The organism is Pseudomonas sp. OV546 (assembly GCF_900116845.1).
GTDB lineage: Bacteria > Pseudomonadota > Gammaproteobacteria > Pseudomonadales > Pseudomonadaceae > Aquipseudomonas > Aquipseudomonas petroselini.
Genome location: NZ_FPCE01000002.1, coordinates 411,256 through 425,731, shown reverse-complemented (window position 1 = coordinate 425,731; position 14,476 = coordinate 411,256). Strand labels below are relative to the sequence as shown.

Sequence of the window (14,476 nt, the reverse complement as noted above, 5' to 3'; positions counted from 1 at the left end):
GAGGGTTTTTTCGGTGCGTGAGCTGCACCAAAAAAGACCAACCGAGGCGTCTGGCGCACTCGGTTGGCGCACGGCTGTTACTTATCTAGACTCACGCCGTAGAACGGCGTCAGCCCGAAAGGGCTGATCTTGAAGTCTTGGACTTCCTTGCGCAGCGGTTGGAAAACCGTCGAGTTCGCAATAGGCGTTATAGGTACTTGTTCCTTAAGGATTTTTTGTGCCTGTTGATACCACTTGATGCGCTGCTCGCGGTCGTTGCTGACTTTGGCTTGCTGCACCAGTTTGTCGTAGGCCGGGTTACACCATTTGGCGTAGTTGCTGCCCTTGACCGCGGCACAACTGTAGAGCACGCCGAGCCAGTTATCCGGGTCGCCGTTGTCGCCAGTCCAGCCATAAATCATCGCGTCATGCTCGCCGTTTTTGGCGCGCTTGATGTATTCGCCCCACTCATAGCTGACGATGTTGGCCTTGATGCCGATCTTTGCCCAATCCTGCTGGATCATTTGTGCCGACATCCGCGCGTTCGGGTTGGAAGCACGCTGTACGGTCATCGCCCACAGGTTGATGGTGGTACCTGGTGCAACCCCTGCTTCTTTTAGTAGCGCCTTGGCCTTTGCCGGGTCGTGGGGCGCGTCCTTGATACTGGGGTCATAAGACCACTGGGCAGGCGGCAGCGCGTTCTGCGCCAATTGCCCGGCGCTCTGGTACACCGCCTTGATGATCGCCGGCTTATCGATGGCCATGTCCAGCGCCTGGCGCACCTTGAGCTGGTCCAGCGGCGGGTGGGTCACGTTGTAGGCCAGGAAGCCCAGGTTGAACCCGGCTTGCTGCAGCACGCGCAAGTTCGGGTCTTGTTTCATCACTTCAATGTCGGCAGGGCGCGGGTAACCGCTGACCTGGCATTCGCCGGCCTTGAGCTTCTGCAGGCGCGACGCGGCATCCGGGGTGATGGCGAACACCAAGTTGTCGAGCTTCACATCCTCGGGTTTCCAATATTGCTTGTTGGCCACGTAGCGGATCTGCGAGTCCTTCTGGTAACGCTTGAACACAAACGGGCCGGTGCCCACCGGTTTTTGATTGATGTCGGAAGCGTTGCCTTGCTTGAGCAGTTGGGCGGCGTATTCGGCGGACTGCACCGAGGCAAAGCTCATGGCCAGGTTCTGCACGAACGAAGCGTCGACGTTGTTCAGGTTGAAACGCACGGTGTGTTCGTCGAGTTTTTCGACGTTTTTGATCGTGGTGTTCAACCCCATGTCGGTGAAGTACGGCGACTCGGACGGGTAGGCCTTGCGGAACGGGCTATCGGCATCCAGCAGGCGGTTGAAGGTAAACAGCACATCATCCGCGTTGAAGTCGCGGGTAGGGGTGAAGAAATCAGTGGTGTGGAACTTGACGCCATCCCGCAGGTGGAAGGTGTAGGTCAGGCCGTCTTTGGAGATATCCCAACTGGTCGCCAGGCCAGGTTCGACTTCGGTGCCGCCGCGCTTGAACTGGGTCAGGCGGTTGAACACGGTTTCGGCGGAAGCGTCAAAGTCGGTGCCGCTGGTGTACTGGCTGGGGTCGAAACCGGCGGGGCTGGCTTCGGAGCAGTAGACCAGGGTGCTGGCCGCTTGGGCCAGTGGCATAAAGGCCAGCAGGCCTGCGGCGAGGATGAGCGGTTTTAAGGCAATTCTTTCCATGGAGACCCCTGAAATGGCAGGCATATATAAGCTGCCCAAACGAAAACGGCGCTACCGAGGGTAACGCCGTTCAGGCCAATCAGGTAGGGGTCACTGCATCTGCACTTCGATCACGCCATCGGCGCTCATGCTTACCTGGCTGGTGCCGGCCTCGACTTCAGGCGTCGGTGCCGAATCCGCCATGGCTGCTTTCATCATCATGCCGCCACGGGCGTAAGGCATCGGGTAGCCGTTGGTGTTGAAGTTCAGGTTCACGATCTTGTAACCCTTGCCGCCCAACGCATCGGTGGCCAGTTGCGCGCGTGCTTTAAACGCGGCGACTGCGTCCTTGAGCAGCGCATCTTCGCTGGACTTGCGCGTGGCGTCGGCGATGGCGAAGTCCATGTTTTCCATTTTCAGGCTGTTCAACAGTTCGCCGGTGAGTTTGGACAGCGCCGGGAAGTCTGCGCTTTCCAGGCGCAGTTCGGCGCGTTCACGCCAGCCGGTGATCTTCTGGTTCTTGTTGTCGTAGATCGGGTAGCTGTTACGGCTGCCCTGGCGCAGGGTCACGCCTTTGACTTCGCGGGCTTCACCGAGGGCCTTGTTCAGGGTGTTGGTGATTTCGGCGGCAAGCTTGGCCGGGTCGCTGTTCTGCGATTCGGTGTAGAGGGTCACGATCATCTTGTCGCGGGCCACCTCCTGGCTGACCTCGGCGCGCAGGGAAATCTGGTTGTAATGCAGCTCATCGGCGGCCAGGGCTGGAAGGCTGGCCAGGGCGCCGACGCTGAGCGTGATGACGGCTGCACTGCGAGTGAAACGAGACATGGAAGCTCCTGGGGATGTGCGTGTTGGGTATGACTGTAGACGGTGGCAGTGGGTTCTTCGGGTTTACACATTACCTACACATGTGGCGATGCCGACGAACGGTCATTTGCCCGGGCTGCGGCAAAGAGCCACACGCGCCGTGCCAGGCGGTCTGCTTCGTTTATACTCCTGCCGATCCGCCTGCAGCGCTCATCGGGAGAGCTCATGCTCGCCGCCGTAAAACTGACTTCCGCCACCCGCCAGAACCTCTGGCGCCTGACGTTCATCCGTACCCTGGTACTGGCCGCACAGGCCGGCTCCGTCGGGCTCGCCTATTGGTTCGACCTGTTGCCGCTGCCGTGGCTGCAATTGGGCGTGACCCTGGGTTTCTCCATCGTGCTCTGTGTGTTTACCGCCATCCGGTTGCGCACCACGTGGCCGGTGACCGAGCTGGAATACGCCCTGCAATTGGCGTGCGACCTGTTTATCCACAGTGTGTTGTTGTATTTCTCCGGTGGTTCCACCAATCCGTTTGTTTCTTATTACCTGGTGCCACTGACCATCGCCGCAGTGACCCTGCCGTGGCGCTATTCGGTGGTGCTGTCGGGCATCGCGTTGACGCTGTACACCTTGCTGTTGGCGCGCTTCTATCCGCTGCAAACGTTCCCGATCGCGCGGGAAAACCTGCAGATCTACGGGATGTGGCTGAGCTTTGCGCTGTCCGCTGCGGTCATTACGTTCTTCGCTGCCCGCATGGCCGAAGAACTGCGCCGCCAGGAAGAACTGCGCGCGATTCGCCGTGAAGAAGGCTTGCGCGACCAGCAGTTGTTGGCCGTTGCCACCCAGGCCGCCGGCGCCGCCCATGAGCTGGGCACACCCTTGGCCACCATGAGCGTGCTGCTCAACGAAATGACCCAGGACCATCACGACCCGGCGTTGCAAGAAGATCTCGGCGTGCTGCGTGAGCAGGTCAAGCAGTGCAAGCAGACCCTTCAGCAGTTGGTGCGCGCCGCCGAAGCCAATCGCCGCCTGGCGGTGGAGATGCAGGACGTGACCCAGTGGCTCGATGAAGCCCTGAACCGCTGGCACCTGATGCGCCCCGAAGCCAGTTACCGTTTTCATCTATTAGGGCAAGGCACCGTGCCGCGCATGGCGCCGCCGCCGGACTTGACCCAGGCCCTGCTCAACTTGTTGAACAATGCCGCCGACGCCTGCCCCGAAGGCCTGGGCGTTCAACTGGACTGGGACCTGGAAAACGTCACCATCAGTATTCGTGACCACGGCGCGGGCGTGCCGCTGGCCATTGCCGAACAGATCGGCAAACCGTTCTTTACCACCAAGGGCAAAGGCTTCGGCCTCGGTCTTTTTTTGAGCAAGGCCAGCGTGACCCGCGCCGGTGGCTCAGTAAAACTCTATAGTCATGAGGAAGGCGGCACGCTCACCGAGCTGCGCCTGCCCCGTGTCGCACGAGGAGATATCGATGAGTGACGAGATCCAAGTCGAAGGCGAAGAACTGCCGCACCTGTTGCTGGTAGATGACGACGCCACCTTTACCCGCGTGATGGCGCGCGCCATGAGCCGTCGCGGTTTTCGCGTGAGCACCGCAGGCTCCGCCGAAGAAGGGCTGACCATCGCCCAGGCCGATCTGCCGGACTACGCCGCGCTCGACCTGAAAATGGACGGCGACTCCGGCCTGGTGCTGCTGCCCAAGCTGCTGGAGCTCGACCCGGAAATGCGCGTGGTGATCCTCACCGGTTACTCCAGCATTGCCACCGCTGTCGAGGCGATCAAGCGCGGCGCCTGCAACTACCTGTGCAAGCCGGCAGATGCCGACGACGTGCTGGCCGCGTTGCTGTCCGAGCATGCCGACCTTGACACCCTGGTGCCGGAAAACCCGATGTCGGTGGACCGCCTGCAGTGGGAGCACATCCAGCGCGTGCTGACCGAGCACGAAGGCAATATCTCCGCCACCGCGCGGGCCTTGGGTATGCATCGTCGCACCCTGCAACGCAAGCTGCAGAAACGTCCGGTACGACGCTGAACCTAAGCTGAACAACCTGCTTCAGGCCGCGCGAAACGCTGAACCGATCACCTATGATCGGTTCAAACGCCTGCCTTCTTCCCTACGAGCCTGAACGATGAATCCGAACGCTGAGTACTCCGCGGTCAATGACGCTGTGCGTGGGCAATTCTTTCGCCGAACCTGGGCGATGATCACGCCTTATTGGCGAAGTGAAGAGAAGGGCAAAGCCTGGTTGCTGTTGGCCGCGGTGATCGGCCTGTCGCTGTTCAGCGTGGCAATTTCCGTATGGCTCAACCACTGGTACAAGGACTTCTACAACGCCCTGGAAAAAAAGGACACCGCCGCCTTCTGGCAACAGATCGGCTATTTTTGCGCTATCGCAGCGGTGGCTATTCTCGGCGCGGTATACCGCCTTTACCTGACTCAGATGCTGACCATTCGCTGGCGGGCGTGGCTCACCGAAAAGCACTTTGCGCGCTGGCTCGGCAACAAAAACTACTACCAGTTGGAGCAGGGCGGCTATACCGATAACCCGGACCAACGTATCTCCGAAGACCTCAATAGTTTTACCTCTAACACGCTGAGTCTAGGTCTTGGGCTGCTGCGCAATGTGGTCAGCCTGGTGTCGTTTTCCGTCATCCTGTGGGGCGTTTCGGGCAGCATTGACGTGTTCGGTATCACCATCCCCGGCTACATGTTCTGGTGTGCATTGGTCTACGCCGGCGTGGGCAGTTGGTTGACCCACCTGATCGGTCGCCGGTTGATCGGCTTGAGCAACCAACAACAACGTTTCGAAGCGGACCTGCGTTTCTCCATGGTGCGGGTGCGGGAGAATGCCGAGAGCATCGCCTTGTACAACGGCGAGGCTAACGAAAACCAGCGCTTGAGCACGCGATTCGGCAAGGTCTGGCATAACTTCTGGGACATCATGAAGGTGTCCAAGCGCCTGACATTCTTTACCGCCGGCTATGAACAGATTGCGATCGTGTTTGCCTTTGTGGTCGCCGCGCCCCGCTACTTTGCCGGGAAGATCGAGCTGGGTGAGCTGATGCAAATCAACTCGGCGTTTGGCAACGTGCAAGGCAACTTCAGCTGGTTTATCAGCGCTTATGCCGACCTGGCCGGTTGGCGGGCGACCAGCGATCGTCTCTTGAGCTTTCAGCAGGCCATGGATGAAAACGAGCAACGCCCGGCCGCCATTGAGGTGCACGCGGAAGGCGAACGCCTGGTGGTGCAAGGGTTGGGCATGAACCTGGCCGATGGCCGCCACCTGCTCACCGACGCCAACATGATCGTCGAGCCGGGTCAGCGCGTCATGCTCAGCGGCCGTTCCGGCAGCGGCAAAAGTACCTTGCTGCGCGCCATGGGCCATCTCTGGCCTGCGGGTCACGGCAGCATTCGCCTGCCGGCCAAGCGTTACCTGTTCCTGCCACAGAAACCCTACTTGCCGATTGGCACGTTGAAGGCGGTATTGAGTTATCCACAGGACGACAGCGTCTACTCGGCAGAACGTTATGCACAGGTCCTGGAAACCTGCCGCCTGCCGCACCTGGTGGGGCGCCTGGATGAAGCCAATCACTGGCAGCGCATGCTCTCGCCGGGTGAGCAGCAACGCCTGGCCTTTGCCCGCGCTTTGTTGTTCGCACCGCAATGGCTGTACATGGACGAAGCCACGTCAGCGATGGATGAAGAGGACGAGGCGACGCTGTACCAGGCGCTGATTGATGAGCTGCCGGGTCTGAGCATCGTCAGCGTGGGTCATCGCAGCAGCCTCAAACGCTTCCATGGTAGGCATGTGCGGATCGAGGGTGGCTGGTTGCAGGAGCAACCACTGGCTTAAGGTCGCGTGCAGCTAGTGTGAGAGCACGCCCACAGTGGATCTACCGTGTTCTGGAGAACGAGCGTGCACAAAAAAGCCCGGCTGATCATCGATCAACCGGGCTTTTTAATTGCCTGAAGAGGACTTACTTCTTCAAGCCGTAATGCTCATCCAGCATGCCTGGGGCGTTCGGCGTCTTTGGCGCGTAGTCCCGTGGTGGCTCCTGGTTTTCCCGTGGCGGGGTCAGGCGTTCCCGTGGAGTTTGCGGTGCATCGGAATGCAACGCGGCCAGCAGACGCTGACGGGTGATGTCGTCGAGGGCCAGGCGGTTAGCGCCATCGGCGAGGTGATCCTGTACTTCCTGGTAGCTCTGGGTGAGCTTCTTGACCAGGGTCGCGGTGCTGTTGAAGTGGGTAACAACCTCGTTCTGATAACTGTCAAAACGTTCCTGAATGTCATCCAGCTGACGCTGCGTGCGGTTAGGCGCGGCATTCGGCAGCAAGCGAGCAACCAGGAATCCAATGGCGACACCGGCAACCAGGGCAAGAGTCGGCAACAACCAAACTAAGAGCGAGTGTTCCACGAGTCCTTCCTCTATAAACGGCTTTGCTTTACGTTAACGGCTCGGACCTGCGCTGTATACCGCGATTAAGCTCGCAATGATGCCATGCACAGACTTTTAGCTAGACGAGTCGACCCTTTGAGAGGTCACGGAGTTCATTCCTTGCTCATGCGTGAAACCCCCGTTTTGATCGATGGCCCGGTAGGCCAATTGGAAGCCCTGTACCTGGATCACCCCGAGCCACGTGGCCTGGCGCTGATCTGCCACCCTAACCCGGTGCAGGGTGGGACCATGCTCAATAAAGTTGTATCGACCCTGCAACGTACCGCCCGCGATGCCGGTTTGATTACCTTGCGTTTCAATTACCGTGGCGTCGGCGCCAGTGCCGGCACGCACGATATGAGCACCGGTGAAGTGGACGATGCCGAAGCGGTCGCCACGTGGCTGCGGGAAAAACACCCTGATCTGCCGATCACCCTGCTTGGGTTTTCCTTCGGCGGCTACGTGGCTGCCAGCCTTGGCGGGCGCCTGGAAGCCAAGGGTGAAAAACTCGCGCACCTGTTCATGGTCGCCGCTGCGGTGATGCGCCTGCGCGATACCGACACGCTTCCCCAAGGCTGCCCGCTGACCTTGATCCAACCGGAAACCGACGAAGTGGTCGACCCGCAACTGGTCTACGATTGGTCCGCCGCCCTGAAACGCCCCCATGAGCTGCTGAAAGTGGCAGAATGCGGACACTTTTTTCACGGCAAGCTGACCGATCTCAAGGATCTGGTGCTGCCGCGTCTCTCGAATTGATAGCAGTCTGATAAGCGATTACCCATGACGACTCGTACCCGTATCCTCACCGGCATCACCACCACCGGCACGCCGCACCTGGGCAACTACGCCGGTGCGATCCGCCCGGCAATCCTGGCCAGCCAGGACGCGAATGCCGACTCGTTCTACTTCCTGGCCGACTACCACGCCCTGATCAAATGCGATGACCCGCAGCGTATCCAGCGCTCGCGTATGGAAATCGCCGCGACCTGGCTGGCCGGTGGCCTGGATGTGAACCGGGTGACGTTCTATCGGCAGTCGGACATCCCGGAAATCCCCGAGCTGACCTGGCTGCTGACCTGCGTGGCCGCCAAGGGCCTGCTCAACCGCGCCCACGCCTACAAAGCCTCGGTGGACAAGAACGTGGAAACCGGCGAAGACCCGGATGCGGGCATCACCATGGGCCTGTACAGCTACCCGGTGCTCATGGCGGCGGACATCCTGATGTTCAACGCGCACAAAGTGCCGGTGGGTCGCGACCAGATCCAACACGTGGAAATGGCCCGTGACATTGGCCAGCGCTTCAACCACCTGTTCGGCAACGGCAAAGAATTCTTCACCATGCCCGAGGCGTTGATCGAAGAAAGCGTCGCCACCTTGCCGGGCCTGGATGGCCGCAAGATGTCGAAGAGCTACGACAACACCATCCCGTTGTTCACCAGCGCCAAGGACATGAAGGACGCCATCTCGCGGATCGTTACCGACTCCCGCGCGCCTGGCGAAGCCAAGGACCCGGACAATTCGCACCTGTTCACCCTGTACCAGGCGTTTGCCAGCAAGGCCCAAGAAGAAGAGTTCCGTGCCGAGCTGCTGCAAGGGCTGGGTTGGGGCGAGGCGAAAAGCCGTCTGTTCCAGCTGCTGGATGGCCAACTGGGCGAAGCCCGTGAACGCTACCATCAACTGATGTCACGCCCATCGGACATGGAAGACCTGCTGCTGGTCGGTGCCAAGAAGGCCCGTGCCGTGGCGGCACCGTTCCTGGCTGAACTGCGCGAAGCGGTGGGCCTGCGTTCGTTCGTCAACCAGGCTGCGGCGCCGGTTGCGGCCAAGAAGAAAGCGGCGAAAGCTGCACGGTTCGTGAGCTTTCGCGAAGACGATGGCAGCTTCCGCTTCCGCCTGCTGGCGGCGGATGGTGAGCAACTGCTGCTGTCGCGCCACTTTGCCGATGGCAAGGCGGCGGGCGTGGTGACCAAGCAGCTGCAGAGCGGTGACGCTTTGGACGTACGCACTGAGGCCCTGGGCTTCAGCGTATGGCTGGACGGTTCCGCCGTGGCAGACAGCGCCGAGTTCGCCGACGAAGCATCCCGTGATGCCGCCATCGAAGCCTTGCGCGTTGCGTTGACCCCCCTCGAGGATTAACCCGACCAAGGGTTGATTGCCATTATCCAGGGCCGTCGTTACAGTGACGGCCCGTTTTTGTTGCCTTGCTAACGAATTATGACGCCCCTAGAACGATATCAAGCTGATCTGAAACGCCCTGAATTCTTCCATGACGCAGCCCAGGAAACGGCGGTGCGTCATTTGCAGCGCCTGTACGACGACTTGGTCGCGGCCTCGCAGAGCAAGCCAGGCATGTTCAGCAAGCTGTTTGGCAAGAAAGACCACACGCCGGTCAAAGGCTTGTACTTCTGGGGCGGCGTCGGCCGCGGCAAGACTTACCTGGTCGACACCTTCTTTGAAGCGCTGCCGTTCAAGGAAAAGGTGCGCACGCACTTCCACCGCTTCATGAAGCGCGTGCACGAAGAGATGAAGACCCTGCCGGGCGAGAAAAACCCGCTGACCATCATCGCCAAGCGTTTCTCCGATGAAGCGCGAGTGATCTGCTTCGATGAGTTCTTCGTCTCCGACATCACCGACGCCATGATCCTCGGCACCCTGATGGAAGAACTGTTCAAGAACGGCGTGACCCTGGTCGCCACCTCGAACATCGTACCCGACGGCTTGTACAAGGACGGCCTGCAACGCGCGCGCTTCCTGCCGGCCATCGCGCTGATCAAGCAGAACACCGAGATCGTCAACGTCGACAGCGGCGTCGACTACCGCCTGCGTCACCTGGAGCAAGCGGAGCTGTTCCACTTCCCGCTGAATGAAGCAGCCCACGAAAGCCTGAAAAAGAGCTTCCGCGCCCTCACGCCGGAATGCACCCAGGCGGTGGAAAACGACAAGCTGATGATCGAGAACCGCGAAATCATCGCGCTGCGCACCTGCGATGACGTGGCCTGGTTCGAGTTCCGCCAACTGTGCGACGGCCCGCGTAGCCAGAACGACTACATCGAACTGGGCAAGATCTTCCACGCAGTGATCCTGAGCGGCGTGGAGCAGATGAGCGTTACCACCGACGACATCGCGCGACGTTTCATCAACATGGTCGACGAGTTCTACGACCGTAACGTCAAGCTGATCATCTCGGCGGAAGTCGAGCTCAAGGACCTGTACACCGGCGGCCGCCTGAACTTCGAGTTCCAGCGCACGTTGAGCCGCTTGCTGGAGATGCAGTCCCACGAGTTCCTGTCGCGTGGACACAAGCCCTAAGCACTACGCAGATCATATGTGGGTTTTTTTTGTGGTGAGCGGGCTTGTCCCGCGCTGGGCTGCGGAGCAGCCCCATTGGGTCTGCGGTGAACCCGTCGGGGGACAAGCCCCACTCACCACAACACGCCCTTTTCCACCTTTATTTCAGGCAGCCTGCTGAAACTGCTGCCGGTACTGGTTAGGCGACAACTCCGTGTGCTGCCTGAACAGCCGCGCAAAGAAGCTCGCATCGTCATACCCCACCTCATAACTGATGGTCTTGATGCTCTTGCGGCTGCCCGAGAGCAAGCCCTTGGCCGTTTCGATGCGCAAGCGTTGCAGATAATGCAGTGGCTTATCACCGGTGGCGGTCTGGAAGCGGCGCATGAAGTTGCGGATGCTCATGCCGTGTTCCCTGGCCACGTCTTCGAAGCGGAACTTGTCGGCGAAGTGCTCTTCGAGCCAGTGCTGGATCTGCAGGATAATCACATCCTGATGCAGCTTCTGCCCGCCAAACCCAATGCGTCCAGGTGAGTAGCTGCGCTGCACCTCGTAGAGAATGTCGCGGGCCACGGCCTGGGCAATGTTGGCGCCGCAGAAACGTTCGATCAGGTAGATGTAGAGGTCGCACGCCGACGTGGTGCCGCCGGCGCAATACAGGTTGTCGGCGTCGGTGAGGTGCTTGTCCTGGTTGAGCTGCACCTTGGGGAAGCGTTCGCTGAAGGCGTTGAAGAAGCGCCAGTAGGTCGTGGCCTCCTTGCCGTCGAGCAGGCCGGCTTCGGCCAGCCAGAACACCCCGGTGGCTTCGCCGCATAACACCGCACCGCGTGCGTGCTGCTCGCGCAACCACGGCAGCACCTGCGGGTAGCGCGTGCACAAGGCGTCGAAGTCATCCCAGAAGGCCGGCAACACAATGATGTCGGCGTCTTCCAGGCCGCCATCCACCGGCATGATTACATCACTGAAGCTGCACACCGATTGCCCGTCGGGGCTGACCAGGCGTGTTTCGAATGCCGGGGTGAGGCCCAGGCCTTGTTGCTTGCCGTAACGCAGGCTGGCGAGGTGGAAGAAATCCTTGGCTTGCATGAGGGTTGAAGCAAATACCCGATCAATGGCCAAAATGCTGACGCGCCGCAACGGCGTGGAGATTTGGTTAGACATAATTTCATTTATTCTTATAGGGGAAAGTGGTCACCAGACGGCTGGATCGTCTTATTTTTTGTCGCATGTGTCCAGTGTCCTGTGATGCCTTCGGGGCATAGTCTCTGTGGGCTCGTCTTTGTCCGACAATCCACGCAGGTGACCCATGATTCCCAGAACCTTGTTCAGTCCGGAACACGAACTCTTCCGCGAGAGCGTGCGCACCTTCCTGGAAAAAGACGCCGCGCCGTTCCACGGGCAATGGGAGAAACAGGGCTATATCGACCGCAGTCTGTGGAGCAAGGCGGGGGAGGCGGGCATGTTGTGCTCCCACCTGCCGGAAGCCTATGGCGGGCTCGGTGCGGACTTTCTGTACAGCGCGGTGGTGATCGAAGAGATCAGCCGGCTGGGCCTGACCGGCATCGGTTTTTCCCTGCACTCGGACATCGTTGCGCCGTACATCCTGCATTACGGCAGTGAGGCGCTGAAGCACAAATACCTGCCCAAGCTGATCTCCGGCGAGATGGTCACGGCCATTGCCATGACCGAGCCGGGAGCTGGTTCCGATCTGCAAGGGGTCAAGACCACGGCGGTGCTGGACGGCGATGAGTATGTGATCAATGGCTCCAAGACGTTTATCACCAACGGCTACCTGGCCGAGTTGGTGATCGTGGTGGCCAAGACCGATCCCAAGGCGGGCGCCAAGGGCACCAGCCTGTTCCTGGTAGAGGCCGACACGCCGGGCTTCGACAAGGGCAAACGCCTGGAGAAGGTGGGTATGAAGGCCCAGGACACCTCGGAGCTGTTCTTTCAGGATGTACGGGTGCCCAAGGAAAACCTGCTGGGCCAGGCGGGAATGGGGTTTGCCTATCTGATGCAGGAGTTGCCCCAGGAGCGCCTGACGGTGGCTATCGGCGCGTTGTCATCAGCCGAGGCGGCGCTGGCGTGGACCCTGGAATACACCCGCGAGCGCAAGGCGTTCGGCAAGGCGATTGCCGACTTCCAGAACACTCGCTTCAAGTTGGCGGAGATGGCCACCGAGATTCAGATCGGTCGGGTGTTCGTGGACAAGTGCATGGCGTTGCACCTGGAGGGCAAGCTGGACGTGCCCACGGCGGCGATGGCCAAGTACTGGGCCACGGACCTGCAGTGCAAGGTGCTCGACGAATGCGTGCAGTTGCACGGCGGCTACGGCTTCATGTGGGAATACCCGATTGCGCGGGCGTGGGCGGATGCGCGGGTGCAGCGGATTTATGCGGGGACCAATGAAATCATGAAGGAGATTATTGCGCGGGCGCTTTGATTTTTGCGGGTCTTGAGTGCGTCATCGGGGGCAAGCCCCCTCCCACATTGGCATGCATTCCACGTGTGGGAGGGGGCTTGCCCCCGATAGCGGTCTACAGGTCAATCAAGGCGCAGGATTCGGATGATCCTTCTGAATCGCCTCAATCCCTTCCAGCACTTCCTTCGACAGCTTCAGGTCAGCACTGGCGATGTTGCTGTCCAGTTGCTCCAGTGACGTTGCGCCAATAATGTTGCTGGTCACGAACGGCTGTTGTGTCACAAACGCCAATGCCATCTGCGCCGGATCCAGGCCGTGCTCGCGCGCCAGTGCCACGTAACGGCTGCACGCCGCCTCCGACTGCGGGTTGAAGTAGCGGCTGAAACGGCTGTACTCGGTCAGGCGTGCCTTGGCCGGGCGCGCGCCACCTTCGTACTTGCCGCTGAGCATGCCGAATGCCAGGGGCGAATACGCCAGCAGGCCGCATTGCTCACGAATCGCGATTTCCGCCAGGCCCACTTCAAAACTGCGGTTGAGCAGGTTGTAGGGGTTCTGGATCGACACCGCGCGGGACCAGCCACGGGCTTCGGCCAGGGCCAGGAATTTCATGGTGCCCCACGGGGTCTCGTTGGACAGGCCAATGTGGCGGATCTTGCCGGCCTTCACTTGCTCATCCAGTGCTTCGAGGGTTTCCTCCAGCGGAGTGAGGTCGTCTTCGTCCTTGTGCTTGTAGCTCAGTTGACCGAAAAAGTTGGTGCTGCGCTCCGGCCAGTGCAGCTGGTAGAGATCGATCCAGTCGGTTTGCAGGCGTTTGAGGCTGGCATCCAGGGCTTCGACGATGTGTTTGCGGTTGTGGCGCAGGTGACCATCGCGGATGTAGTCGATGGTGTTGCCGGGGCCGGCGATCTTGCTGGCGAGGATCCAGTCGGCGCGGTCGCCACGGCTTTTGAAGTAATTGCCGATATAGCGTTCGGTGGTGGCGTAGGTGTCGGCCTTGGGCGGCACCGGGTACATTTCCGCGGTATCGAGGAAGTTGATGCCGGCGGCCTTGGCCCGTTCGATCTGTGCGAAGGCCTCTGCCTCGCTGTTCTGCTCGCCCCAGGTCATGGTGCCCAAGGCGATCGCGCTCACGTTCAGATCGGTGCGGCCCAGCTGTCGATAATCCATCGGGTACTCCTTCGGGGAAAACAATCATAAAAGCAGGTTGAATTTTTTTTCGCAATCTGCATAATTGCCCACCTCTTTCTGCAGTGGAAGTGATGCGCCGCCTGCCGAAGAATCTTGCCGTTGAACGGACGCGCCGACCCGAGCCCCCGATAGCGTCTGTATCCGGCTGCCTTTGACTTGTCAAAGTACGCACTATTCAGTAAGATCCGCCGTCTAATTTACAGGGCGGCCCCTGAGGCTATTAAAGAATGACAACTTTTACTGCAAAACCGGAAACAGTTCAGCGCGACTGGTTTGTCGTCGACGCCGCTGGTCAGACCCTGGGTCGTCTGGCCACTGAAGTCGCCAGCCGTCTGCGTGGCAAGCACAAGCCTGAGTACACCCCTCACGTTGACACCGGTGACTACATCGTGATCATCAACGCTGAGCAGGTTCGTGTAACCGGCAACAAAGCAAGCGACAAAATGTACTACCGTCACTCCGGTTTCCCAGGCGGTATCAAGTCTTCCAATTTCGAAGGCCTGATTGCCAAGAAGCCTGAAGCCCCGATCGAAATCGCGGTCAAAGGCATGCTGCCTAAGGGCCCACTGGGTCGCGATATGTTTCGCAAGCTGAAAGTCTATGCGGGCGCTGTACACCCTCATGCTGCTCAGCAGCCCCAAGAACTGAAGTTTTAACGGAATAGTTCATT

Annotated in this window: 13 protein-coding genes; 8 read left to right on the top strand and 5 right to left on the bottom strand. The window is 59.9% G+C overall.

The genetic code is table 11. The features are described 5' to 3' along the window. Positions 1-77 precede the first annotated feature (77 nt). Complete coding sequence (locus BM403_RS07175) at positions 78-1,679, bottom strand: ABC transporter substrate-binding protein (RefSeq protein ID WP_093542203.1); 1,602 nt, start codon at positions 1,677-1,679, stop codon at positions 78-80. A gap of 90 nt (positions 1,680-1,769) precedes the next feature. Further along, positions 1,770-2,483, bottom strand: coding sequence for an SIMPL domain-containing protein (locus tag BM403_RS07170; protein ID WP_046034315.1), 714 nt, complete (start codon positions 2,481-2,483; stop codon positions 1,770-1,772). A gap of 204 nt (positions 2,484-2,687) precedes the next feature. On the opposite strand from BM403_RS07170, the gene BM403_RS07165 reads away from it, so the two are divergent. The 3 genes from BM403_RS07165 to BM403_RS07155 all read left to right on the top strand — a co-directional run bounded on the left by BM403_RS07165 (position 2,688) and on the right by BM403_RS07155 (position 6,325). After that, positions 2,688-3,950 carry an ATP-binding protein gene (locus tag BM403_RS07165; RefSeq protein WP_012722195.1) on the top strand — a complete coding sequence of 421 codons (1,263 nt, stop codon included), beginning with the start codon at positions 2,688-2,690 and terminating at the stop codon, positions 3,948-3,950. Then, complete coding sequence (locus BM403_RS07160; protein WP_003171731.1) at positions 3,943-4,503, top strand: response regulator transcription factor; 561 nt, start codon at positions 3,943-3,945, stop codon at positions 4,501-4,503. The genes BM403_RS07165 and BM403_RS07160 overlap by 8 nt, the downstream gene beginning before the upstream one ends. Before the next feature lie 97 nt (positions 4,504-4,600). Then, a complete protein-coding gene (locus BM403_RS07155) occupies positions 4,601-6,325 on the top strand; it encodes an ABC transporter ATP-binding protein/permease (protein ID WP_064054748.1) in 1,725 nt (574 codons plus the stop codon). 124 nt (positions 6,326-6,449) lie between these two features. Here the strand turns inward: BM403_RS07155 and BM403_RS07150 are convergent, their stop codons facing one another. Beyond that, on the bottom strand, positions 6,450-6,887 hold the full coding sequence (locus BM403_RS07150) for a Z-ring associated ZapG family protein (protein WP_003171734.1): 438 nt from the start codon (positions 6,885-6,887) through the stop codon (positions 6,450-6,452). Positions 6,888-7,034: 147 nt separating this feature from the next. Here BM403_RS07150 and BM403_RS07145 point away from each other — a divergent pair, with 147 nt between their 5' ends. The 3 genes from BM403_RS07145 (at position 7,035) to zapE (ending at position 10,217) form a co-directional block, all read left to right on the top strand. Beyond that, positions 7,035-7,664: an alpha/beta hydrolase gene (locus tag BM403_RS07145; RefSeq protein ID WP_012722197.1), complete on the top strand. Its 630-nt coding sequence runs from the start codon at positions 7,035-7,037 to the stop codon at positions 7,662-7,664. A 24-nt stretch (positions 7,665-7,688) separates the two neighbouring features. Next, entirely contained in the window at positions 7,689-9,044 is a 1,356-nt protein-coding gene (locus BM403_RS07140; RefSeq protein WP_012722198.1) for a tryptophan--tRNA ligase, read from the top strand. Between the two features lie 78 nt (positions 9,045-9,122). Beyond that, positions 9,123-10,217 carry a cell division protein ZapE gene (gene zapE, locus BM403_RS07135; protein ID WP_012722199.1) on the top strand — a complete coding sequence of 365 codons (1,095 nt, stop codon included), beginning with the start codon at positions 9,123-9,125 and terminating at the stop codon, positions 10,215-10,217. A 144-nt stretch (positions 10,218-10,361) separates the two neighbouring features. On the opposite strand, the gene BM403_RS07130 is transcribed toward zapE, so the two are convergent. Beyond that, positions 10,362-11,282 (bottom strand): GlxA family transcriptional regulator, encoded by a 921-nt coding sequence (locus BM403_RS07130; protein WP_175538057.1) that lies wholly within the window; start codon positions 11,280-11,282, stop codon positions 10,362-10,364. 220 nt (positions 11,283-11,502) lie between these two features. Between BM403_RS07130 and BM403_RS07125 the strand changes: the two genes are divergently transcribed. After that, a complete protein-coding gene (locus tag BM403_RS07125) occupies positions 11,503-12,639 on the top strand; it encodes an acyl-CoA dehydrogenase family protein (protein WP_012722201.1) in 1,137 nt (378 codons plus the stop codon). A 105-nt stretch (positions 12,640-12,744) separates the two neighbouring features. Here the strand turns inward: BM403_RS07125 and BM403_RS07120 are convergent, their stop codons facing one another. Beyond that, complete coding sequence (locus BM403_RS07120) at positions 12,745-13,785, bottom strand: NADP(H)-dependent aldo-keto reductase (RefSeq protein ID WP_064054751.1); 1,041 nt, start codon at positions 13,783-13,785, stop codon at positions 12,745-12,747. A gap of 248 nt (positions 13,786-14,033) precedes the next feature. On the opposite strand from BM403_RS07120, the gene rplM reads away from it, so the two are divergent. Continuing rightward, on the top strand, positions 14,034-14,462 hold the full coding sequence (gene rplM / locus BM403_RS07115) for a 50S ribosomal protein L13 (protein WP_003188508.1): 429 nt from the start codon (positions 14,034-14,036) through the stop codon (positions 14,460-14,462). Positions 14,463-14,476: the final 14 nt, after the last annotated feature.